Annotated in this window: 23 protein-coding genes; 19 read left to right on the forward strand and 4 right to left on the reverse strand. The window is 40.3% G+C overall.

The genetic code is table 11. The features are described 5' to 3' along the window. The 11 genes from R8925_RS07965 (at position 1) to R8925_RS08015 (ending at position 10,231) form a co-directional block, all read left to right on the forward strand. Positions 1–1,113, forward strand: a complete 1,113-nt coding sequence (locus tag R8925_RS07965) for a glycosyltransferase family 4 protein (RefSeq protein ID WP_430535355.1) — start codon at positions 1–3, stop codon at positions 1,111–1,113. Between the two features lie 15 nt (positions 1,114–1,128). Then, complete coding sequence (locus tag R8925_RS07970) at positions 1,129–1,731, forward strand: sugar transferase (protein WP_430535356.1); 603 nt, start codon at positions 1,129–1,131, stop codon at positions 1,729–1,731. Positions 1,732–1,794: 63 nt separating this feature from the next. Further along, the gene (locus R8925_RS07975) at positions 1,795–2,907 is read left to right on the forward strand and encodes a DegT/DnrJ/EryC1/StrS family aminotransferase (RefSeq protein ID WP_430535357.1); all 1,113 of its coding nucleotides are present in this window, start codon (positions 1,795–1,797) and stop codon (positions 2,905–2,907) included. A gap of 4 nt (positions 2,908–2,911) precedes the next feature. After that, positions 2,912–4,354: a hypothetical protein gene (locus R8925_RS07980; protein WP_430535358.1), complete on the forward strand. Its 1,443-nt coding sequence runs from the start codon at positions 2,912–2,914 to the stop codon at positions 4,352–4,354. A gap of 2 nt (positions 4,355–4,356) precedes the next feature. Further along, positions 4,357–5,595, forward strand: a complete 1,239-nt coding sequence (locus tag R8925_RS07985; RefSeq protein ID WP_430535359.1) for an MATE family efflux transporter — start codon at positions 4,357–4,359, stop codon at positions 5,593–5,595. A 319-nt stretch (positions 5,596–5,914) separates the two neighbouring features. Then, a complete protein-coding gene (locus R8925_RS07990; protein ID WP_430535360.1) occupies positions 5,915–6,646 on the forward strand; it encodes a YveK family protein in 732 nt (243 codons plus the stop codon). After that, positions 6,636–7,331 (forward strand): CpsD/CapB family tyrosine-protein kinase, encoded by a 696-nt coding sequence (locus R8925_RS07995; protein ID WP_430535361.1) that lies wholly within the window; start codon positions 6,636–6,638, stop codon positions 7,329–7,331. The genes R8925_RS07990 and R8925_RS07995 overlap by 11 nt, the downstream gene beginning before the upstream one ends. Before the next feature lie 24 nt (positions 7,332–7,355). Continuing rightward, positions 7,356–8,009, forward strand: coding sequence for an acetyltransferase (locus tag R8925_RS08000; protein ID WP_430535362.1), 654 nt, complete (start codon positions 7,356–7,358; stop codon positions 8,007–8,009). 14 nt (positions 8,010–8,023) lie between these two features. Beyond that, positions 8,024–8,590 (forward strand): cyclic nucleotide-binding domain-containing protein, encoded by a 567-nt coding sequence (locus R8925_RS08005; protein ID WP_430535363.1) that lies wholly within the window; start codon positions 8,024–8,026, stop codon positions 8,588–8,590. A 75-nt stretch (positions 8,591–8,665) separates the two neighbouring features. Continuing rightward, the gene (locus R8925_RS08010; protein WP_430535364.1) at positions 8,666–9,787 is read left to right on the forward strand and encodes a nitric oxide synthase oxygenase; all 1,122 of its coding nucleotides are present in this window, start codon (positions 8,666–8,668) and stop codon (positions 9,785–9,787) included. A gap of 105 nt (positions 9,788–9,892) precedes the next feature. Further along, positions 9,893–10,231, forward strand: coding sequence for a hypothetical protein (locus R8925_RS08015; RefSeq protein ID WP_430535365.1), 339 nt, complete (start codon positions 9,893–9,895; stop codon positions 10,229–10,231). A 60-nt stretch (positions 10,232–10,291) separates the two neighbouring features. On the opposite strand, the gene R8925_RS08020 is transcribed toward R8925_RS08015, so the two are convergent. Then, positions 10,292–10,852 carry a hypothetical protein gene (locus tag R8925_RS08020; protein WP_430535366.1) on the reverse strand — a complete coding sequence of 187 codons (561 nt, stop codon included), beginning with the start codon at positions 10,850–10,852 and terminating at the stop codon, positions 10,292–10,294. A 627-nt stretch (positions 10,853–11,479) separates the two neighbouring features. Between R8925_RS08020 and R8925_RS08025 the strand changes: the two genes are divergently transcribed. From R8925_RS08025 to R8925_RS08050, 6 genes are all read left to right on the forward strand, one after another. Beyond that, complete coding sequence (locus tag R8925_RS08025) at positions 11,480–11,653, forward strand: hypothetical protein (protein ID WP_430535367.1); 174 nt, start codon at positions 11,480–11,482, stop codon at positions 11,651–11,653. Between the two features lie 313 nt (positions 11,654–11,966). Beyond that, positions 11,967–12,734 carry a YveK family protein gene (locus R8925_RS08030; protein ID WP_430535368.1) on the forward strand — a complete coding sequence of 256 codons (768 nt, stop codon included), beginning with the start codon at positions 11,967–11,969 and terminating at the stop codon, positions 12,732–12,734. A gap of 75 nt (positions 12,735–12,809) precedes the next feature. Next, positions 12,810–13,418 (forward strand): CpsD/CapB family tyrosine-protein kinase, encoded by a 609-nt coding sequence (locus R8925_RS08035; protein WP_430535380.1) that lies wholly within the window; start codon positions 12,810–12,812, stop codon positions 13,416–13,418. Between the two features lie 21 nt (positions 13,419–13,439). Further along, positions 13,440–14,087 (forward strand): acetyltransferase, encoded by a 648-nt coding sequence (locus tag R8925_RS08040; RefSeq protein ID WP_430535369.1) that lies wholly within the window; start codon positions 13,440–13,442, stop codon positions 14,085–14,087. 312 nt (positions 14,088–14,399) lie between these two features. Next, positions 14,400–14,555 carry a hypothetical protein gene (locus R8925_RS08045; protein WP_430535370.1) on the forward strand — a complete coding sequence of 52 codons (156 nt, stop codon included), beginning with the start codon at positions 14,400–14,402 and terminating at the stop codon, positions 14,553–14,555. Between the two features lie 124 nt (positions 14,556–14,679). Next, a complete protein-coding gene (locus tag R8925_RS08050; RefSeq protein ID WP_430535371.1) occupies positions 14,680–15,339 on the forward strand; it encodes a DedA family protein in 660 nt (219 codons plus the stop codon). A 245-nt stretch (positions 15,340–15,584) separates the two neighbouring features. Here the strand turns inward: R8925_RS08050 and R8925_RS08055 are convergent, their stop codons facing one another. Together R8925_RS08055 and R8925_RS08060 are read right to left on the reverse strand one after the other, a co-directional pair. Beyond that, entirely contained in the window at positions 15,585–16,250 is a 666-nt protein-coding gene (locus R8925_RS08055) for a peptidoglycan recognition protein family protein (RefSeq protein WP_430535372.1), read from the reverse strand. A 55-nt stretch (positions 16,251–16,305) separates the two neighbouring features. Then, positions 16,306–16,977: a GH25 family lysozyme gene (locus R8925_RS08060; RefSeq protein WP_430535373.1), complete on the reverse strand. Its 672-nt coding sequence runs from the start codon at positions 16,975–16,977 to the stop codon at positions 16,306–16,308. Between the two features lie 516 nt (positions 16,978–17,493). Between R8925_RS08060 and R8925_RS08065 the strand changes: the two genes are divergently transcribed. Both R8925_RS08065 and R8925_RS08070 read left to right on the forward strand, forming a co-directional pair. Then, a complete protein-coding gene (locus R8925_RS08065) occupies positions 17,494–19,800 on the forward strand; it encodes a glycosyl hydrolase family 18 protein (protein ID WP_430535374.1) in 2,307 nt (768 codons plus the stop codon). Positions 19,801–20,075: 275 nt separating this feature from the next. Then, the gene (locus R8925_RS08070; RefSeq protein WP_430535375.1) at positions 20,076–20,924 is read left to right on the forward strand and encodes an aldo/keto reductase; all 849 of its coding nucleotides are present in this window, start codon (positions 20,076–20,078) and stop codon (positions 20,922–20,924) included. A gap of 69 nt (positions 20,925–20,993) precedes the next feature. Here the strand turns inward: R8925_RS08070 and R8925_RS08075 are convergent, their stop codons facing one another. Further along, positions 20,994–22,334, reverse strand: coding sequence for a nucleoside deaminase (locus R8925_RS08075; protein ID WP_430535376.1), 1,341 nt, complete (start codon positions 22,332–22,334; stop codon positions 20,994–20,996). Positions 22,335–23,256 lie beyond the last annotated feature (922 nt).

Raw genomic sequence — 23,256 nt, forward strand, 5'->3', positions numbered from 1 at the left:
GTGAAGCCCAAATTAGTTTATGTCGTCACAGCTGCACGTAGCATTAAGTTACTTGATGGACAACTGGCTTTCATGGCGCAGTATTACGATGTACACTTAATTGCCTCAAGCGGCCCAGAAACAAATGACATTCCGCCAGAAGTAACTTTCCACGCGCTAGAAATGGAGCGAGAAATTTCGATTTGGAAGGATGTGCGTGCATTATTCCACATGATGCGTCTTATTCGCCAAATCCAGCCAGATGTCATCAATTATGGAACGCCAAAAGCCTCCTTACTGGCAAGTATCAGCAGTAAACTACAACGTGTACCTAAACGTATCTACACGTTGCGTGGCCTGCGACTAGAAACTATCACAGGGAAGAAAGGCAAGTTCTTCTTGACGATAGAAAAATGGATTAGCGCCTTCTCCCATCGAGTCATTTGTATCAGCCCGAGCCTACTTGAAAAGGCAGAGGAACTAGGCGTCGCGAAACAAGAAAAACTTGTCTGTGCAGGGTACGGAAGCAGTAATGGCATGAACATGGCAAAATTTGAGCAGGCTAATCAACAGGCGACCGAACTTTTATTTACGAAAGAAGACATTGTTTTAGGCTATGTTGGCAGGTTAACGCAAGATAAAGGGATTGATGATCTAATTGCAGCTTTTCAATTACTAAAAAAAGATTATCACTGTATCAAGCTATTGCTTGTGGGACGACTTGATTCAAATCATCACTTACAAAAAGAGACAGTTCAAGCAATGGCGACAGATTCTGAGATTATCCATTTAGAATATCAGAAAAATATTGCGCCAATTTACCAGCAGATGGATATATTTGTTTTTCCAACGTATCGAGAAGGGTTTGGGAACGTTGCAATGGAAGCATCCTATAGCGGTTTGCCGGTCATCGCGACTAACGTTACAGGGGCAAAAGATACAATTATTCCACATGAAACCGGACTGCTTGTTGAAGCGAAAAATCCAGCAAGTATTCAAAACGCGGTGATGACCTTGTTACAGAACCCAGAACGGCGCCAACAAATGGGGCAGGCAGGGAAAGCACGCATCAAACGTGATTTTCAACAGGAAACGATTTGGCAAGCTATTTTAGAGCAATATACTGACATTTAAGAAGGAGGAAACGATGTGTATCAAGCATGCAAGGGTAAGGGAGATATTGCCATCGCGCTCGTACTATTAGCTATTTTTTCACCAGTTTTGCTGGTTCTAGGCGTTCTCATTGCGATTATTAATGGACGACCTATTATTTTTAAACAAGTACGCGTGGGGGAAGGTGAGAAGCTATTCACCATTTATAAATTCTGCACGATGAATCACATGAAGGATTCAGAAGGCAACTTACTACCAGACGACCAACGACTCACGTTATTTGGTAAAATTCTCCGAAAAACGAGCCTCGATGAACTGCCACAGTTATGGAATATCGTCAAAGGAGATATGGCGTTTATCGGCCCGAGACCTTTGCGTGATGCGTATTTACCGCTTTATTCCGATGAACAACGCAAACGCCACAACGTTAAACCTGGCATCACTGGTTGGGCACAAGTGAATGGTCGTAATGCAATTAGTTGGGAAGAAAAATTTCGCTTAGATGTACATTATACGCAACATCGTAGTTTCCGTTTAGATATGAAAATCCTAGTACTAACTGTTCAAAAGGTACTTTTCGCACATGGGGTCAGTCAAGCAGGGCAAGTCACAGTTGAGAAGTTTCAAGGGAGCAAGTAAAGAAAGTAGGCGAACAATTTGAAGCATATACCGCTTAGTATCCCACATTTGAGTGGGAATGAAATGGAATATATTAGGGAAGCTGTCGATTCTAATTGGGTCGCTCCACTAGGGCCGAATGTAGATGAGATGGAGCGCCTCGCTAAAGAATACACAGGAGCTAAGGCGGCGCTCGCAACCAATTCAGGAACCGCTGCAATTCATCTTGCATTAGCTACGATGGAAGTAGGCAGTGGAGATGTTGTATTTTGTCAAAGCTTCACATTTATTGCCTCCGCGAATCCGATTGTTTATCAAGGCGCGACACCAGTTTTCATCGACTCAGAACCCGATACATGGAATATGTCGCCAGAAGCTTTGAGAAGGGCACTAGAGGATTCTGCAACAACTGGAAGCCTTCCTAAAGCAATTATTGTCGTTCATCTTTATGGTCAAAGCGCAAAAATGGATGAACTACAAGCGCTGGCGGATGCATATGGGGTGCCAATATTAGAAGATGCGGCAGAATCATTAGGGGCTACTTATAAAGGGAAGCAAACAGGAACGATTGGTAAAGCAGGAATCTTCTCTTTTAACGGCAACAAAATTATTACCACATCAGGTGGAGGCATGTTGGTATCGAATGATAGCGCGTTTATCGAACAAGCGCGAAAATTGTCCACACAAGCAAAGGAAGTCGCACCATATTATTTGCATGAAAAAAATGGCTTTAATTATCGTATGAGTAACATTTCTGCGGGCATTGGTATTGCGCAATTTGGCGTATTACCAAGCAGAATTCTAACCAAACGATTTATTTTTGACTACTATACGAAGCATTTCTCGGCTAATCCTTATGTAGAGATGCATGCCGAAATGGTACAAACCTACAATAACTATTGGTTGAGCACATTAACACTACACTCCGTAAATCCAAAAGAGGTACTCGAAGCTTTGGCGGCGCAACAGATTGAAGCGCGATTGCTTTGGAAACCAATGCATACACAGCCTTGTTTTGCGGGTTGCACCTTTTATGCACACGAGGAAACAGCGACACCAGTTAGCGAGCAATTATTTGCGACAGGGCTATGTTTACCCTCTACGACAAGCATGACAGAATCCGAACTAAAGAGAGTAGTAGAAGCACTTCAACTAGCTACATTAGGGGTACAAGAAAAGCGTGAAATCGAGGTTTAAAAACATGGAACAAACGAAATCAAATAATAATTTTTGGCTTCGAATGATACTGCACTGGGTGGTTTATATCGGTTGTTTTGTCAGTTTTGCCATTATTAGTTTTGGTACCAAGCAGGCCGGATATGAATGGTTGGGACTTCTGCCAATCGCCTTTGCACTTAGCTATAGCTTGGTTTTGGCTAAATCGCTCAAGCAAGAATTACGCATTTTTAACTTGGTGTTGACAGTGATGCAGTTTTTGCGATTTGTAGTGATGCCGATGATGTTAGTATATGCCAACTATTATGGCGGCAGGTCACCTGTTGCACTAAAGCCAGATTCGATTGAGAAAGCAATGTTGTTGATGGTTTACGAACTAGCCATTCTATCGCTCACAATTTTTATACTGGATCAGCGTGCGAAACGAAAGAAGCCTACTCCAATACAAAAACCACTGACCAAGCGACCGCAAAATGGGATGTATTATCTGTTGTTTATCGTTTCCATTGCTAGCCTCCTTGCTTACCCAAGTGTTTTGCATAAAATTGGGTTCTTTATGCCAGGTGCTGGTGGGTCGGTGGAAAATGCGTCTTTAATTACAGCATTGACTGGCTTTATTTTCATGGTTGCCAAACAGATTTTTTTCTTAATCGTGCTTTGGTTTTGTCATCAAAAATATACGAAAAAGGGACAATATTTTTACGTTTGGCTGGCGGCTATTGCTGTATTTGTGAACATCGGGATTTTTATGGGAACAAATCGTGCAGATATCGTGATTACTGCGGTTGCTTCGGTCTTGATTTTCCGCCAGTTGTTTCCGCATTTCTTCAAACATTTACTCCTTAGTGTGAGTTTGATTATACCCGCTATGCTTTCGGTTATCGCGGCATTCCGAAAAATTTCTTCTATTTCAGACGGTGGTAGTAAACTGATTGATTATACCGATAAGCTTCAGGTGTACTTGGCTGGTCCGTATAATGTCGCGATGGCACTGGAAACAAAGCATCTATTTCCGGAAGCTGGTAATTTTAGCGTTTTCCTCTATAACATTTTCCGACCGATGATTGGTATAGGATCGTTTATATCTGATTGGCCGATTAAATATTCATCATTGTACTTCAATGAGCGTTATTTTTTCTCCGATCATATGACGCAAATTATTCCAATGGTAGGGCAAGGAAATCTATTTTTTGGTTTTATTTTTGCACCGATTCTTGGTGTAGCCGTTATCTGTTTTGCGTATTTCTTACACGCGAAGAAGCTACAGAGTGAACAAATTGAAATTTACTACATTCTAACCCTTGCATGCGCGCGTTTGGGGATGATGGTCGGGCAAAATGTAACGATTCTAGTCAATGACCTCAGTTTTAACTTATCGCTGTTTCTGATTGTCTATTGGCTGAACAAGAAAATCATTCTAACTCGCCAAAGTCACCAAAAATTCGTTGCAAACAGAGGAGACATCTAGTCATGCATGCCATCAAAAAAATATTGTTAAGCTCTTATGGAATGACCTTATTTAAAAAAGGAGTTGTAATCCTTACTGGTTTGCTCTCTGTTGTCTTTATGACACGTTACCTGGGTCCAACCTTAAAAGGGGAATATGCCTACTATATGAATTTTATCAATATTGGTGTATCGGTTTTAAATATGGGAATCTCGCTCGTCTATGTTAACTATAAGCGGCGAGAAACAACCCCCAACCAGTTTCGTGCGACCTTTGTTGCCTTATCGATTTTTCAATATACGCTCTATATAGGTATTGCTGTTGCGATGTATTTTGTAGGGCAGTCGATAAATTACGTGACTATTATGGTACTTATCGCGCTGAATGTTTTAAGTATCCAATTAACACAAATTAACCTCGTTGAAAACATCAAAAAACACACGATCATCGCAATTGTCACGGCTATTTCGAATTGCGCATTGACCGCTGTCGTCTATTTTTTAGCCCCACAGTTCGTTTTTATCGCATTACTCGTTTATGCGGCTAAAAATGTAGTTCCAATCGTCATGACATTACTTGCAAGTAAGCCAGAACCAAGTCAGTTGATGCGGCGGAAACAAAAAAGTATCAAAGTATGGAAATGGACCACAATCACGCGCCAAGGCATTTTACCAATGATTGTGACGTGTCTCATTGCCCTCAATTATCGTATGGATATCTTATTTTTAGGATGGTTTCATGTGGCAGCAGCGGATATTGGTCTGTACAGTACCGGTGTTCAACTCGCCGAATACGCTTGGATGTTGCCGGATGTCTTTAAAGAAGTCATGCTGAATAAAAATGCGAAACGCGATGCGATTAGTAGTTTAACTTTTTCGATTCGAATGGCATCTACGCTCGTTTTATCATTCATTGTATTTATGGCTATATTTGGCCAATACCTTATTATTTTCTTATTTGGCGCTGAATTTGCGGGTGCTTATTTTACCACTTTGTTAATGTTCCTCGCTATTCCATTTATTATTTACTCAAAAATTATTGGGACACTTTTTAGTGCGCAAGGCAGATGGGGTTTTTACCTCTGGACGCTGATTGTTAGCGTGATTGTCAGATCGGCTGTGGCTTCGATTATGTCGTATGCGATTTGTGGATTGATGTGTGTACTTTGGCTGAGGAAGCATTATCAAGTGAAGTGGCGGGAATTGTTTTTGGTCACAAAGGAAGATTGTCGAATGATTGTTGGATTTATAAAGAAGAGCTGAAAACGCCCGTTAGAGCCGAAAAAATTTGTTAGGGGGCGCAGATAAATCCCGCTTTTGGATTTTTCGAAGGCCACGAAAATTTCGAGGATCTGGCGTGAGAAGCCGGATCAGGAAAAGGAAGAGCTGAAAACGTCCGCTAGAACAAGTATGGGTGATTGATTCGGAATGCTTAATATGGGCGTGAGGTGGGAAGGTAAGTCGGATTTTGTGCTCGGTAAAGTTATATTAAGGAACGAATGCTCACTGCGTTCGCACTCATATTGAGGTTCTAAATCGACAAGAGATGTCTCATAAGAACCACAACAAAGGAGCGATTTTTTTGTCAAATAGTAATACAGTTATTTCACTAAAAGACACGATGAAGATTATAAAGAAAAACATCTGGATTATCTTAGCTATTATTATTTTTGCGTGTGCATCCATGTTTGCGGTTGTGAATTTTGTTTTAGTCCCACAATACCAAGCAACATCACAGATTTTAGTCATTCAAAACACGGATAAAGCGGATAATAACGTCCAGAATTCTGAGGTGCAGGCTAATTTACAGATGGTCAATACGTATAGCGCAATGCTCAAAAGCCCACTGGTCCTTGATAAGGTTTCGGACAAGTTGAAGGGTAAATATTCCTCGGGTGAACTGGGTAAAAAAATGGTGACGAGCAATGATCAGAATTCGCAAATCATCAATATTACGGTAAAAGACGAGAATCAAGCCATGGCAGCGACGATTGCGAATCAAACGGCTGCCGTTTTTAAAGATAATTTACCAGTGATTATGAAAGATAAATCAGTAACAATCATGTCTCCTGCGAAAGTATTAAGCCATCCGCATCCGACCTTTCCTAACAAAACGATGCTGTATACGATGAGTCTTGTTGTCGGAATTATTTTAGCCGGTTTGATTTGCTTCCTACGAGAAATACTGGAAAGGCTAGATATCACTGTGCTTGGAGTTATATCCAACATCCCAGATAATACGATTAGAAAGAGACAGGAATATGATTTGATGCATGAAAAACATATGGAGGCGAGTCCCGTTTATGAGAAATAAATCGAAGCAAAAGAAAAATAACCGGAAAAAGCTGATTACCTTTTTTGATCCGCGTTCATCCATTTCAGAAGAGTTCACATCCGTCAAAATAAATATCGAGTTCGCATCAATTGGTCGGGAAACAAAAGTCATTATGGTAACCTCGGCGGAACCAGATGCTGGGAAATCAATCGTGTCTTCTAATTTGGCTGTTGTGTATGCACAGCAAGGGAAGAAAACACTGATTATTGATCTTGACCTGAGAAAACCGACGCAACACCGTGTCTTTTTTAGCAATAATGAGATAGGTATTACAGGTTTACTTTTACGCCCTGATATGCGGAGTACGGCAATTCAAGAAACCGAAGTAAACTATCTTCAAGTGCTGACATCTGGCCATATCCCGCCTAATCCAGTCGAGATTTTAAACACACAGGCTCTGGCCGATTTAGTAGCCGAATTCCGTGAAGAGTACGATCAAATTATTATCGATGCACCGCCAGTTCTTGTTGCAGCGGATACACGATTAATTGCTCGTTTGGCAGATGGCATTGTCTTTGTTATTAAAAGTGGGAAATCCGAGTATAAAAAAACGGCAAAATCCCTAGAACTACTTCAGCAAACACATACCAAAATACTAGGTGCAGTACTAAATAATCCTGCGTTAAAGGCGACACAAGCCTATTATACGTACGGTGAAAATTAAACTGGCGGAAGGATTGAGATACCGATGAAGAAAAAGCTTGTGATGATTGGTGATGGTAGTGTTGCAAAAATGGCGAAAGAAATCGTTGCACTAACCGACACATATGAACTAATTGCGGTATTAGATGACAAATACGTTGACAGTTACCAGACTCAGGATGGTGTTTATGTTGGGCCTTTTACCGATAGTATGCAATTAAGTTTAGCTGATGTTTTTTTTATCGCTATTGGCAGTAATGAGAAGCGCGCTGAAATCTTTACGTTGTTACAAGAGCCAATGGAAAAATACCCAAACTTGATACACCCATCAGCTATTATTTCACCAAATGCACGGATTGGGTACGGTAATTTTATTATGGCTGGGGCGATTATTAATGTTGATGCTACCGTGAACAACCAGTGTATTGTCAACTCAGGTTGTATTATCGGTCATGATGCAATGCTAGAAAATTTCAGCCAAACATCGCCAGGAACGGTCATTACAGGTTATGTTCATATTCAGGAAGGCGTCAATATTGGCGCTAACGTGAGCGTCATTCCTAATGTTGAAATAGGGGCATGGGCCGTTATCGGTGCAGGATCGACGGTAACACGTGATATCGCAGAAAATATAGTCGCGGTAGGTTCACCAGCGAAACTCTTAAAAGAAAGAGAGCCAAAAGAAGTAGCAATAGTATAAAAGAGGTGTGGAAGATGGAACATATGATTGTCATGCTCCAAAAAGGGGATAAGTTGGAAGAGAACGGGGAATATATTATTCTGTCTGGATACCTAGAGTGTAGCATGTCTAATCAGCTTTTACGTTTCTTAAGAGAAGGCGAAAGAGCGATACTAGATGATACATTTTTACCTAAGTCACTTGTGTATAGGGCTTGTGGTATAGTCAGGTTACTAAAGCTAGAGAGCAATGCAACAAATATGTTGATAGATGAGCGTTATCAGGGGTTTGAGAAAGAAATAATAACATTGATGATAGAACGAATGGAAATGCTAACTATGCAAAAAAAGGAACGCTTAGTCCAAACGTTACTGAAGTTAGGCAAAGAAATCGGAATCATAGAAGGAGAAAATTGTCGTATTCCGAAAGTCTGGACACAAATCGAATTAGCGAATCATATCAACTGCACGAGAGAATATCTGTTGAGCCAAAAACGAATTTTAAAAGAAGAGGGAGTCGTACTAGAAAGTCATCAGTGGATACTGCTGAATTGGGCAAAATGGAATGGAAAAGTAGGCGTTTATGAAGGAACTTCTCAATAAGGCGAGGAGTTCTTTTTTAATGAGAGCATATGTTAAAATAAGAACATAATCACGTTGTGGAGGGAGTCAATAAAAATGTCAGTGAATATAGAGGAAGCACTCGAGTTTATAACTAAATCCTATACAGAGTTAGGCATAGATACAGCAGGACTTGAAAAACGAGTTAATGAGGTGCAACAGGAAATCATGCAAACGGGTACATATTCGCATACGTTGGAGGAATTAGCAATCGGTGCAAAAATGGCATGGCGGAACAGTAACCGTTGCGTTGGTAGATTATTCTGGGATCGTATCCAAGTTGTGGACGCTAGAGAAGCGAGATCTGTACCGGAAATTTGCGAGACGCTTTTCGGGCACATCAACAAGGCAACGAATGGCGGGCAGATCCGACCTTTTATCACGATTTTTCAGCCAGGAAGTAGCGGGCCACGTATCTGGAACCATCAGTTAATTCGCTATGCTGGATATAGGTCAGAGCAAGGTATTATTGGCGATCCAGCCTCCGTTTCTTTTACAGAAGTCTGCGAAGGGCTGGGCTGGCGCGGCACTCGTACGGAATTTGATATTTTACCACTCGTTATTCAGGAAAATGCATTAGCAACGCCAACTGTCATTGAAATTCCACCCGAACTCGTACTTGAGGTGCCAATTACACATCCAGATTTCCCATCAATCGCTGAGCTTGGTTTGCGTTGGTATGCTGTCCCAATCATCTCCGAAATGAAGCTCGAAATTGGTGGTATTACTTATCAAGCAGTACCATTCAATGGTTGGTATATGGAAACCGAAATCAGTGCGCGAAACTTCGCGGATGAAGGCCGTTACAACAAACTCACCGCTGTCGCTGAAAAAATTGGGCTAAACACGAAGCGTCCTGATTCACTCTGGAAAGATCGCGCGCTAGTTGAACTAAGTGTTGCCGTTCTTGAATCTTATCACAAAGCTAAAGTCCAAATTGTCGATCACCACACGGCAGCTCGCCAGTTCGGCCAATTCGAAGCAAACGAGCAAGCCGCTGGGCGCGAAGTCACGGGCGAGTGGGCATGGCTAATACCACCAGTTTCGCCCGCAACAACGCATATTTTCCATCAACGCTATCCCAATAAAGTTGTCAAACCGAATTTTTTCTATCAAGACGCACCATTTGAACGCACCGAAATCATTCCTGTAAAACGTGGTGGCTGTCCGCTTCATTGAGTTGCAAAATACTATGTAAAAATGGTAACATAGAAGTATCCAGAAGCTTATGTTAGCTTATACGCATAAGACGGATAAATATATTTATCGAATGGAGTTTTTACGATGAATTTTGCGAAAACGTTGGGGATTATTGGAGCATTGCTCGCGATGGGGCTTAGCTTAACTGTTATTTCCGTCGACAGCATTGCACGTATTTTGGAAGAAGATTCGTTAGTATTTACAATCCTGAACTTCGTCACATTAGCGATGTCATTTGTCGGTCTGTTCGGCGCTATTATCATGAACAAAGCACCATTAAAAGGTGGCGTTATGCTAATTGCGTCCGCAGTAGCCTGCACAATGAGCGTTTCGATGATGTTCCTAGTTCCAATCGTGATACTTTGCGTAGCTGGCCTAATTAGCCTAAGCACAGCAGACGACTTATCAGAAGCAAAAGCGTAATATTAAATGCGAAATCCGCGTCTTCACTCAGCTATTTGAGTAGGCGCGGATTTTGTTTTTTTATTGATATTTACTATAAAGTCTATCTGCTTGATCACGCAATTCCTTCATATCTTGGCGCGCTTTGTTTAATTTTTCATCGGATTCGTTCTTAGCAGAATTGAGTTGCGTTGCTTGTGTGTTTAGTGTATCAACTTGCGCTTTATATTGGTCGCGCTCTGATTTTAATTGGTTAATCGTGTTATTTAGCTGGTTAATTTGATTGTTCAGAGCGTTAATATCATTATTTTTTTGGTTCACTTCATTCTGTTTATTTTGTAGTTCTGTCATCTTTGCGGTTAGTTCTTGTTGTTTTGCGGCAATTTGATTATCTTTATCAGTCAATTGATTTTTTAAATTTTGGATGTCGTTCGTTAAATCGTTAATTTTTTGAGTATTGTCTTGCTTGTTTTGTGTCAGTTGACCAATTTTTTGATCAGCCCACGTTAAAACCTCAGACACTCGTGCTTTATCACTTTCTCCGCCCCATAAAATGACACTCGCACCCAATACAAGGGTCCCTGTTCCAAATACCATCAGCGATACCAATACGACTACTGTAAACTTCTTCATTTTCCGCATTATTTCCAACCCCTTTGTTTTTTATTTCTTCATGTCACTTATTTAGAATATCAAAAAGAAAATTCAGATTTTTTGGTCATTTGATAATTCAACTATGTAGCTGAGTCTAACTTTTTTGATAAATAGTGATGTCTGAAGCATTAATTAAGTTGATATAGATTAATACCACTCAAATAAAAAATTTAAACGTAGAAATCTAACTTTTTTTATAATTGGTATATGTGTAATATACCAACTCCAATTTAATCAAGGGGAATTGGTATATTATATCACGCCCATTTATCAAAATCATAAGGTTTAGGAGCAGACGAATCTTCAATTCGTTAAATCGGCCAATTTTTGCGTTGTGTAGAGATGGCATCGCTTTGCGTATATTTAGTCAAAACGGCAGTAACATGAGTGACTAAAGAATTAGAACGTTCGCCAAGCTTCTCATAAGACATAAAGCCTTGCAAAAGAAACTCTCCATCTTCGCCCCGAGTTTATAAACGCAATCAACTGGTTTCTATAGAGTCACCAGCTTTTAAGGAAACCTGATGGCATTGATTATTAAATCGGGAGTTCGATTTCAACAATTTCAAAACTAGAAAAGCCATCCGCGAAATTCTTTGTGTACATGACAATTGTATGGATATTGTTTTCCTCGCATTCATGGCTACATTCGGGCACTACATCATCGTTTTCCTATTCGGCGCAGATTTTGCAAGCACGTACTTCATGACTTTACTCATGCTTCTAGTGATTCCATGTCTTATTTACTCGAAAATTATTGGCACGCTTTTCAGTGCAAAAGGGAAATAAGATACCAATCTGTGGACACTCATTGTCAACGTTGTTCCTAATGATGGGAATCGTTGGCTCCGCCGTTGCATCGATTTTATCTTACGCGATTTGCGGTTTAATATGCATCATTTGGTCGAACCGCAACTATACCAGCCCACTTCGAGTACCAAAAATCAGACTATCAAATGATTCACAGTTTTATAGAAAAGAATAATAGTCCACAAAAAGCGGATTAAGAAGCATATTTTTAGGAAATAAAAAGTTCAGAAGCGACTATACAGAAACTTTAAAGCTTAAAATATATCGATTCATGTGGAAGGAGAAGATTTATTTGACTAACAAACCAGCCGTCATTTCTATTTTTGACATTTTAAAAATAATTAAAAAAAATAGTTGGTTTATATTACTAATTCTCGTGATTTCCCTAAGTGGCATGTTCGCCGTCGCGAATTTTGTCATAACGCCGCAATATAAGGCGACCAACCAAATTCTTGTTGTTCAGAATACCGATAAGGAAGATAGCAATGTCCAAAACTCCGAAGTACAAGCCAATTTGCAGATGGTAAACACGTATAGCGCGATGATAAAAAGTCCGCTCGTTTTGGATAAAGTAGCTGAAAACCTTGATGGTCAGTATACATCTGGGGAACTAAGTAAGAAGATTGTCACCAGTAACGACCAGAATTCCCAAGTCCTAAACATTCACGTAGAAGATCCAAACCAAGCTACTGCCGCAAAAATTGCTAATGAGACAGCTTCCGTTTTCAAAGAAACATTACCTGTTATTATGAGAGACAAAGCCGTCACTGATATGTCCCAAGCAAAAATAGTCGACAATGCACGTCCCGTAACTCCAAATAATAAAATGCTCTACGTACTAAGCTTAGTCGCAGGTATAGTTTTTGCCGGTCTGTTCTGTTTCCTACGCGAACTACTTGACACGAGCATTAAAACCGAGGAGCAAATCACCGAAAAATTAGATTTAACTGTACTCGGAACGATTTCAAAAATTCCAGACAACAGCATGAAAAGCAAACCGAAATCTGAAGCAGTAAATAAAGACGTATATACGGAGGCGAAACCAGTTTATGAGAAATAAAACGAAGCAAAAAAAAATAACCGTAAAAAACTTGTAACCTATTTTGACCCACAATCACCAATCTCCGAAGAGTTTATATCCGTGAGAACGAACATCGAGTTCAGTACCATCGGTCAGGAAAACCAAGTCACCATGATTACATCCGCTGAGCCTGACGCCGGAAAATCCATCATGTCATCCAACCTAGCTGTTGTATCCGCTCAACAGGGCAAGAAAACATTACTCATTGACCTAGACTTACGCAAACCAACTCAGCATCGCGTATTTTTCAACTCGAATGAGCGAGGCGTAACGAGCGTATTGCTACATCCGGACCACAAATCTATGGCTATACAAGATACCGAAGTAGAGCGCCTGCATGTTTTGACATCCGGACCAATCCCACCAAATCCGACTGAAATTTTAAACACACAAGCGCTAGTAGACCTTATCAACGGGTTGCGAGCAGACTACGATCAAATCATACTTGATGCGCCGCCAGTCCTTGTAGCATCAGACGCCAGGCTCATCGCGCGACTCGCAGACGGCATCGTATTCATTATTAAAAGCGGTGCTTCTGAATACAAAAAAATCGCCAAATCCATCGAATTACTTCAAAAAACGCAAACAAAAATACTCGGTGCTGTGCTCAACAAACCATCCGCACAACCTGGAAAAATGTATTACACATATGGCGACAAATAAACTGGAAGGAGTATGAGCAAAATGAAGAAGCTGATATTAATTGGAGATGGAAGTGTCGCCAAGATGGCTAAAGAAATCGTGTTACTAACAGGAACCTATGAAATTGTTGCGATATTAGATGACAAGTACACGACAAGCTTCCAAGATGAAAATGGTGTATTCATGGGGCCATTAACGGGAAGCACAGCCTTATCGCAAGCAGATGCCTATTTTATCGCTGTTGGGGACAATGAAAAACGGCATGAAATTTTTACGATATTGCAAAAACCAGTGGAGCAATTTCCAAATTTGATTCATCCTACATCCATTATTTCTCCAAATGCACAAATCGGTTACGGCAATTTTATCATGGCTGGGGCGATTATCAATGTGGACGCGACAATCAGGCATCAATGCATTATCAATTCCGGCTGTATCATTGGGCACGACGCCGTTTTAGAGAATTTCAGTCAAACATCACCAGGAACCGTCATCACAGGTTACGTGTATCTCCAAACAGGCGTTAATATCGGCGCAAATGCAACTGTTTTGCCAAGTATCCGCTTGAATGAATGGTCTGTTGTAGGAGCAGGCTCTACAGTAACACGTGATGTAAAGGCAGACACAATCGTCGTTGGAACTCCCGCTAAACTACTAAAAAAACGCGAAAAAGCAGTGGTTCCAGCTTAGAGAAGAGAGTGGAGACATGGGTAGAGAATCAGAATTTATTGCTGCTACAAAATGAGACGGGTCTACCGTACGCGATGGAATTTATAAGGAAAATACTCCCAAACGCGGCCGTTCACTAATCATTTTTTTAAGAAAATGGGTGATTAAATAACACGCACTTTTCAATTATCTGGTCTCTTTGAATTACGAAATTCCAATTAAAATAGCGCTATATACAGGAACGGATGGTGTGACATTACGATTACTAATACGCGAACTATATCAAAAATTAAATTTTAACGTAGAGATTTTGATTAGTGGGAAAAAGAGAATGTGGATATTATTAGCGATGTTGAGGATATGCCATTAGATGCACCGTCGTTATTTTTGTGGAGATTTCCGCCATCATCAGATGAATGGGTGCAGCTTATTTTCTGGTTGCAACGTAGTCGTGAGGAGGAGCTGGCGGACTTGCGAAAGGCCGAATAATAGATATGTTAAGTTTTTGTAAATAAGTCTGCGGTATGATATAGATTGAGCAAAAAATATGGTACAATGGAAGCTAACTGTGACTAGATAGAAAGCAGAATTTACGTTAGGACGTGATAGATTCGTGGAGCTTATAAAAGCGCTGATTAGTTTCATTATCCATATCGATCAGCATCTTGTTGAAATTATCAATACATTTGGCATTTGGACATATGTCATTATTTTCTTGATTATATTTGTAGAAACGGGACTTGTTATTTTCCCATTCTTGCCAGGGGATTCGTTACTATTTGCTGCAGGAGCGTTAGCTGTATTGCCTGGATCAGAGCTAAATATCGTCATCCTTCTTATCGTTTTGTGGGTGGCAGCGGTACTTGGCGACACGGTCAACTACCACATTGGTAAAAAAGTGGGAACCTCGATTCCACCAGACAGTTGGCTTGGGAAAGTTATCAATCAAGAAAAAATGGATAAAGCAGAGGCGTTTTTCAATAAGCACGGTGGTAAAACGATTTTCATTGCGCGTTTTATGCCATTTATCCGTACTTTTGCGCCATTTGTAGCTGGTGCAAGTCGCATGAATTACCGTTATTTCTTGAATTATAACTTGCTTGGCGCAACAGTTTGGGTACTTATTTGCACCATGGCGGGCTATTTCTTCGGGAATATCCCAGTTGTAAAAGAGAATTTTTCACTCGTTGTATTAGGTATTATTTTCGTATCAATCTTACCGATGATTTTCTCGTTCATTAAAGGGAAAATGGATAGTAAGAAAGTTAAATAAATATTAGGGTAGATGAAGCCGCAATCAGTGTTTCATCTACTTTTTTCTGTCGCAACTTTTCGCGAATTATTTGGAAAACATATATTTAATATATAAAGGCTGTAAAAATAAAAAGAGAGCATAGGATACACATTGATTAATATCAGCGGTGCCCTACACTCACGTTAGAAATTTTACATACAAAGTTACTACAAATGAGGATTTAATAAAACATGTCTTATAGTAAAGGTAGTTGTTTGAAGCCTTTAATTTATAGACTGTTTATTATAATAATACTGGATTCGATCTGTAATATATGAAATAGGAATATCCCATTTTGGGAGGTAATTGAAGGGATCTGTATGTGTTGTTCCACCTAGAAGTTGTGTGACACCCCTATGTGTAATAATATTTCCCTCCCCATTATTGTCCATCAAATCAGGTGTACCAAGATTGTACTTATGGAGTACGTGCGCCACATAATTAGCGTATTGTTCAATAGATTTTAATACAGTTTCCTTTGACGTTCCATCTGGATACTCAACTAACTCAACATGAATAAATCGTTTGTTAGCGATTGCTCCAGCACCCCAACCTAAATAATCTGTGTTAGCAATCTCGACTGTGTGACTAGCATCCGCAAATGCGTGAACAAAAGCATTTTCCCAGGTTTCTTTTTCATATTGAATCCATTCATCTAAGCTTTTACTAGTGTCCCCAGTAGAGTGTAATACAACGCCCTCTGGTTTTCCTATACCATTTCGATATGGTAATTTAGGAAAATCAGGGATGTTTTCGAACGCCGGGCGTTTCTCAATAACGGGTTCAATGGTGGGTGGTGTAATAGAAGAGGCCACAGCATCTTTCTGTTTTATGCAAACGATTCCAGCTAATAAGCATAGCAATAAGGTTATTTTTATAGTCTTTTTCATTGATATCGCTCCTTACATTTGATTATAGAAGCTACAACATAGCGATTTTATAAAATTAGCGACCTAGTGTCTCTGCTTTTTTACCGGTGTAAAAGCCTGTATAGTCAATGTTAGCGTCGAGATCCCCATCAAAACCATCTAATCGGTAGTCACTGGCAAATTGCCATAAACCAACTGGGAATGGAGGCTCTATAGGTGTTTCAGGCCAGTAAGCAAGCCAGAAATTACTGACAGATAATTGATCTGGGTAAAATCGATTTTGATACCACGATAAAGAGGCGTAAACATCTAATTTTTGGTAGCCATGATCTCTCATTCTATCAAAGAAGGCATTAGCCTGACTCGTCAATTCTTGGGGATCCTTTGTCAAAGCACTGCCTTCTAAATCGAGTGCCATAACGGAATCTTTAGGTACTTTTAAATTATTTGCGATTTTGGAAAACCAATCAGCTTCTTCTTTGGCGTTTTGGATACTATTCATCCAACTGTAGTGATAAAAGTTGACTCTAATTCCAGCTTCAATTGCGCCTTTTATTTGTTCCTCAGCATGCGGGTTCAAAACTGGTTTGTCATCTTCCATCCCTTCCGTTAATTTGATAATAACCGCTTCTATACCTTGTTCTTTCCATTTTTTAAAATTAATTTTTTTAGGGTCTTGCCATTTAGAAATATCGATAACATTTGGTTTTACAGGAGTATTGGCTGCGTGAACACTGTTTAATGACAATGAAATACCTAGGCATAACGTAGCAAGGAGAAATAGCATCTTTTTTTATTCATCTTTTAACCTCTTTTCTTTCTCTGTATTTAATCGCCCCGATTATAACACACTAATACTATATTAAACATGACATTTTTGTAAGGTTAATTAAGAGTCTAGCTTCTGTCTAACATAAAAAAATTATCATCAAAGAGCTTGACTAATTTTATAATTAAAATCTAACTAAATAGTTAATCTAGATAACGAGAGTGCTTTTAAAGTTTAATAATTAGAATATAAATACAATCTGTGTAAATAAAAGTGAAATAGTGTAAGTTCTGTGTGTAACAAATATACCCTTTCAAACCCTTATATTAACGCTTTCTTAGTTGGCACAATACTTGCATAATACATATATGTCCAGAATTTAGTACACGATAAAAGGGGGATCTAACGGGGGATTATTGAAATTCTGGGTTTAGAGATTGCAGAGAAAGTAGACATACCGTAAGTAGAACGCAAAAATTATGAAGAGGTGAAGAAATGAAAAAGGTAACAAAGAGTGTTGTAAGTGTAGTCTCGGTGTTGTTGTTAGTCGTTTCGTTATTTGCGTCATCCGTTCTAGGTAGTGTAGGAAATTCTTCTGTGAAAGCTAAAGCCGCAACCACACCATCACAATTAAGAAACGTGATGTATTATGGCGATTGGTCCATTTGGGGCGGGGAAGGTCAGTTTTATCCTAAAGATATACCAGCAGAGCAATTGACGCATCTAAATTTTGCGTTTCTTGATTTTGATAGTAACGGAAACTTGAAATTTACGGATAAAGATGCAGCAGTTGGCGCGCCAGTGGGGCAAGATGGAGTTCAGTGGGGCGGAGCAAATGCAGGTATTTTAAATGCGATTCAAGATTTAAGAGCCAAGAATCCAAATATGAAAATCGGTATTTCAATTGGTGGTTGGTCTAAATCCGGTGACTTCTCTGCAATCGGAGAAAATGCCACAGCACGTGCTAATTTTGTGAGTAATGTTATGAAATTTATCAAATATACAAATATGGACTTTGTTGATTTAGATTGGGAGTATCCAGCATCCGTTCGTGCCGCTGATTTAGTGGACAACAAGAACGATGAAGGAACTCCGAACGCAAAACCTGCGGATAAACAAAACTATATTACACTTCTTCAAGACCTACGTACTGCTTTAGATAAGCAAGGCGTAGATGTGAAGAAAAAATATGAGCTTTCTGTAGCTCTACCAGCATCTCAAGGCTTGCTTGCAAACGGGGTTGATGTTGCAAAACTTTTCAATGTTGTGGATTTTGCCAATATCATGACGTATGATATGAATGGTGCGTGGACACCAAATAGTGCGCATCATACGGCGCTTTATGGCAACCCAGCAGATCCTAATTATAGCTCGGGTTTCTCTGTAGACCAAACAGTGCAGTATCTAAAGAGTCAAGGGGCCGCATCGGATAAAATCGTTGTTGGCGCAGCATTCTATTCTCGTGGTTGGAATAAAGTTGAAGCTGGTACGAGCACAACACAACCAGGACTTTTCCAAGCAGCCACAAAGAATAATAAAGATGCAGACCAAGGAGCAACATACGGCGCTCCAAATGAAAAACCATTAGCAACTGGTGATGGCGGTCGTGCGGGCGGTGTTTGGGCATATAAGAGTATTGACGCGTTGAAAGCTAAATCGCCAACGTTAGTCGAATACTGGGATGATGTGGCCAAAGCGCCATATCTTTATAGTAAAACAACGGGTGAATTTTACAGTTTTGAAAATGTGCGTTCAGTCACTGCAAAAGCACAATACGTGAAAGATAACAATTTGGGCGGAATGATTTCGTGGATGCAATCACAAGATAAGACAACCACGTCAACAAAACGCGATGAATTGACCAAAACGATGAAACAAGTGATGTTGGGTGCTGGGGCAATTGCGCCGAATAACATTGTTTACTCAAACCTGAATGTAGAAGCTACTGTGGCGCCATACAGTGAAAATGGTGTCGGTTATGAAATCACAATCAAAAACAAAGAAGTTGCCAATGAAACAAATGAAGTTTTGAAAGCCACTGAATTTGCGGCAGAAACAGTAAAATTACCGAAGTTCTACATTCCTGTAAAAGCAGGCGAAACATTGACTGCTGGAGATTATAAGGCGGGGACAGTAGCCAGTGCTAACGGTGTCACAACTGTTGATTTAGCATCCGTTTATGATGGTCAAGAAATTCCGCAAGGCGCGACGTACACATTCCGATTGAAATCCAACTTAGCGTCTGTGAACGTGAATAATATTGCGAATATCGAATTGACGCAACGCATGTCTAAAACGGGTGCAGAACTTGGTAAACAAGTTATTTTTGGTGGAGGTGCGGTTGTTCCTGACCCAAGTGATACAGTAGCACCAACAGCGCCAACTAATTTGGCAACAGTTACCGCGAACGTTACTGATGTAGCAGTTCCGCTTAGCTGGACGGCTTCAACGGATAACGTAGGTGTAGCAGGTTACAAAGTATATCGCAATGGCACGGAGGTTGCGACAGTTTCTGGGACATCATACACAGATACTGGTCTTACGGCTTCGACAGCTTATACGTATACCGTAAAAGCATATGATGCAGCGGGCAATGTTTCGCCATCAAGCGCAACACTTTCTGTAACGACAAAAACTGGTACAGTAACACCACCAGTTGGATCTGGAACATGGGATGCAGCAAAAGTTTACAATCAAAATGACCAAGTAACTTATAATGGTCATACGTATAAAGCGAAATGGTGGACGCAGGGTGATGTTCCAGGGGCTGAGCAATGGGGGCCTTGGGAACTAGTCTCGTAACGACTCGTTCGCAGAACGACAAAAGCTCACTTTCGTCGTTAAAAGCTCCGTTCCGATGCTCACGTACAGTCGTACGCTCCGCTTCGGTACTCGCTTTTGCCTAGAAATTAAGCATTTGTCGTCCTGCTCTCAGTTTTGCGGGAAATCAAGACTTTAGTTAGTAGAGAAGTGGGAGAGAGAAAGAAGGCTCTCCTGCTTTTTTGTGGTGAAATCTTTGGAAAATTGGTCTGGTAGGGCTATACTTATATAAAAATGATAATTTGGGAGGTTTTGATATGGAGTTGAAGGCTACGGATATGAAACGGTTTCATAATGGGCAGGGGATTCCGCTTGTTGGGCTCGGCGTTTGGAAGATGGAAGATGAGCGTGAGGCTGTCGATGCGATTCAGGTGGCTGTGGATGCGGGGTATCGGGCGATTGATACAGCGAAAGTTTATGAAAATGAGACGTTTGTTGGGCGTGCAATTCGTGAAGTTGGAGTTCCGCGTGATGAGTTGACCGTTACGTCGAAGCTCTGGAACGCAGATCATGGGTATGATGAGACGTTGCGTGCTTTTGATACGTCTTTGGAAAAATTGCAACTGGATTATCTGGATTTGTATTTGATTCATTGGCCAGTCGGGAGTTACAAGGATTCGTGGCGGGCGATGGAGCGCTTATACAATGAAGGTTTGGTGAAATCGATTGGTGTGAGTAATTTTCATCGGCATCATTTGGAGAACTTATTTACGACTGCAAATGAAAAACCAGTGATTGATCAAATTGAAATGCATCCATTGTTGTCGCAAAAGCCGTTGCGAGCCTATTTGGAGAGTCAGGATATTGTGCATGAAGCTTGGTCGCCGCTCGCGAAGGGTGGGGAGTTGTTGCAACATCCAGTTTTAATATCGATTGCAGAGGCGAGAGAATTGACTGTGGCACAAGTGATTTTGCGTTGGCATTTGAAGAATGGTTCAGTGGTTATTCCTAAATCAGTAACACCGAAACGAATTCAGAATAATTTGGATGTATTTCATTTCGATTTGACAGATGAAGATATGGCCAAAATTGATGCGCTGAATAAGGATGAACGTACGGGTTCTAATCCTGATAGCAAGGAATTTTTGGCACGCACGTGGAATTAAATACACGCAGCATACTGACCAGTTTTCGTATAATCAGTATGCTGTGTCTTTATTCAGCAAAAGCAATTGTTAATTTGTTGGTAATCCTGCTTTAAGTGCTGCAATCAACCCTTGATTTGCTGTTTGCTTGATATGAACGTTTACAGAAGTATCCGAACTATAGAATGGTGGCAGTCCATCTGCAAACGCATCCAATTCCGCTTGTGTTGCCCGTTCTATGCCATATTGGAATTGTGTTCTGTCTGCTGGGATTGCACCTTCCATTGTAGAACCGAAAGCACCGAAATCTGCGACACCTTTAGGATTGATTTCTAGTCCCTTGGCATAAATGAATGTGCCGTACTTAGGATGGCCTAAATACCGTATTGCATTCGGCACACCTTTTAATTGTAGGTTATATCTGAGCTGGGCGTATCCACGAGTTGCCAACATGAACGGTGTCTGGATTTGCGATTTTGCTTGATTTCCTGGAGTGACCATAATCAGATTTCCGAAACTATCAAGTTGTGCCACCGCGTTACCGTCTCCGCCATTTGCAATATCTTGCTGTGCAGCTGTAATAAGATATGGCGCAAGCCCTGCATCTGGATTGTTTGGTGATGGTGCTGTGTAGTCAAGTGCATACGGATAAGCAGCCTTTAACGCCTGGTAAATTGGACTTGACGTCGGTAATGTTTTTGGGTTGACCAGTTGGTTTTCTGGTAAATCGTTGTTGATTCTGCCTGAAACTGCTCCTAATGTTGCTTCAAAAGCTGTAGATGTTAGCGCGTATGTCTGATCCTCGATAGCTGTTTGGCTCCCGAAAACAGGTGAAACTGGGGCGCCAGATGCAGCACGCGAGAACTTAGCAGTAGAACCTATTACTGCGGGATAAGAAATACTATTTTTTGCGATCGCTTGCATGTTTGTACCTTTAAGTGATGGGAATGATGCTGTTTTATCGAAATTGATTCCGGCATACGTATCAAGGGCTGACACAACGGTATTCGAGAATCCAGCTTGCAAGATAGAACCTGTACACATGAGGCATGGATCAAGTGATGTTACCAAAACAATATTTTGAGGTGCGGGTAGATTAAGTCGCTGTCTATTTTCAAAATACCAGTCAATCATTTGGCGCTCGCCGTGAGCAGTTGGATCGAAAACTAAATTATTTTTGACCACGTTATTGTGTTCTGTATAAAGTACATTTCCGTTAGTGTCCATAAGCACGCCACCAACGCTAAAAGTCCCTTGATCAGAAGCGTGAAGTACTTGATGTGCAGCTTCGTGTACAGCTTCTTGTACTCCATGAATCGCTGTGGGTTCAGCGTTTGCTCGCTCATTGTGTAATGCATTTCCCAATACAACGCTACCTGCTAAAATAGATACCGTCGCTAAAATTGCCCCTTTTTTCCATGTAAACTTCATTAAAAATCACTCCTATTTTATTTTTAAGGATCAAATTCGTAATGGGCCCCGTTTCCTGCGAAAAAGAATAATGATTGTAAGAATAGTTACTCAAATTTGAGTGGATAAGCGCTTATCTCTAACTCCATTCTCCAAATAGTAAGCGTTTTCGCAAGTGAATTGTATCATGTCTGGAATGAAATGTAAAACACTTTTTATCAAAAAGATAAAAAGAAATGGAATATTTTAAAGAAATTGATGAATAAAAAAGTTTTAAAACTGTTCTGTAAGAAGAGGTTATAGGATGTATGGATGAAAATTAAAGAAAAGTATAAAAAAGGAAATAAATGATTGATCATATTTTTGGATATTTGTCAATGAACATTTGTATGATTTGTGGTGAATTGTGAGCATTAATGTGACTAAAATGTGTCTTTTTGCACAAAAATAAATATTTTTTTATCGATAAATGGTGAAAAAAATTACATCTATGCTATTATTGAAATGTAAGCAGGAATTAGATGATTTATCAGTCACTCTTTTTACATTTCATTGCCCCATCCTATATAACACGGTGAAATATAATAAGACTGAATAAATCCTATAGTGTACAATTTGAATTCGCCTGCGCCTAACTTCAAAATTTAAGTGATATAACCACGCAACAAAAACTCCGCAACACCTCTCCAACAAATACATGAAAGAGCCCCCCAAACTCACTCATGTCCCCATATGAAATACCGATTAAATAAGAAAATAGCGGCATGAAATTGATATTGTCATGGCAATTCTTGATAAGCCATGACACTGACATTTTCGCGGTAACTCCCTTAGGCAACACTACTTATTATGAGCAGTGTTGCTTATTTTTGTGCGCCCAGCATGCGCAAATGCTAGGTGGTGAAAGTCCACTACAGGCTTGGCAGTAGGAACTGTTAGCTCA

The sequence above is a fragment of the Listeria rocourtiae subsp. hofi genome, assembly GCF_963575615.1.
GTDB lineage: Bacteria > Bacillota > Bacilli > Lactobacillales > Listeriaceae > Listeria_A > Listeria_A hofi.

Bases quoted from the DNA above. Each gene is read 5' to 3' on its own strand.
- R8925_RS08055 (WP_430535372.1), bottom strand. From the start codon at position 16,250: ATGAAAAAGACTATAAAAATAACCTTATTGCTATGCTTATTAGCTGGA.
- R8925_RS08065 (WP_430535374.1), top strand. From the start codon at position 17,494: ATGAAAAAGGTAACAAAGAGTGTTGTAAGTGTAGTCTCGGTGTTGTTG.
- R8925_RS07985 (WP_430535359.1), top strand. From the start codon at position 4,357: ATGCATGCCATCAAAAAAATATTGTTAAGCTCTTATGGAATGACCTTA.
- R8925_RS08025 (WP_430535367.1), top strand. From the start codon at position 11,480: ATGGATATTGTTTTCCTCGCATTCATGGCTACATTCGGGCACTACATC.
- R8925_RS08005 (WP_430535363.1), top strand. From the start codon at position 8,024: ATGGAACATATGATTGTCATGCTCCAAAAAGGGGATAAGTTGGAAGAG.
- R8925_RS08075 (WP_430535376.1), bottom strand. From the start codon at position 22,334: ATGAAGTTTACATGGAAAAAAGGGGCAATTTTAGCGACGGTATCTATT.
- R8925_RS08010 (WP_430535364.1), top strand. From the start codon at position 8,666: ATGTCAGTGAATATAGAGGAAGCACTCGAGTTTATAACTAAATCCTAT.
- R8925_RS08015 (WP_430535365.1), top strand. From the start codon at position 9,893: ATGAATTTTGCGAAAACGTTGGGGATTATTGGAGCATTGCTCGCGATG.
- R8925_RS07980 (WP_430535358.1), top strand. From the start codon at position 2,912: ATGGAACAAACGAAATCAAATAATAATTTTTGGCTTCGAATGATACTG.
- R8925_RS08000 (WP_430535362.1), top strand. From the start codon at position 7,356: ATGAAGAAAAAGCTTGTGATGATTGGTGATGGTAGTGTTGCAAAAATG.
- R8925_RS07995 (WP_430535361.1), top strand. From the start codon at position 6,636: ATGAGAAATAAATCGAAGCAAAAGAAAAATAACCGGAAAAAGCTGATT.
- R8925_RS08040 (WP_430535369.1), top strand. From the start codon at position 13,440: ATGAAGAAGCTGATATTAATTGGAGATGGAAGTGTCGCCAAGATGGCT.
- R8925_RS08020 (WP_430535366.1), bottom strand. From the start codon at position 10,852: ATGCGGAAAATGAAGAAGTTTACAGTAGTCGTATTGGTATCGCTGATG.
- R8925_RS07975 (WP_430535357.1), top strand. From the start codon at position 1,795: ATGGAATATATTAGGGAAGCTGTCGATTCTAATTGGGTCGCTCCACTA.
- R8925_RS08070 (WP_430535375.1), top strand. From the start codon at position 20,076: ATGGAGTTGAAGGCTACGGATATGAAACGGTTTCATAATGGGCAGGGG.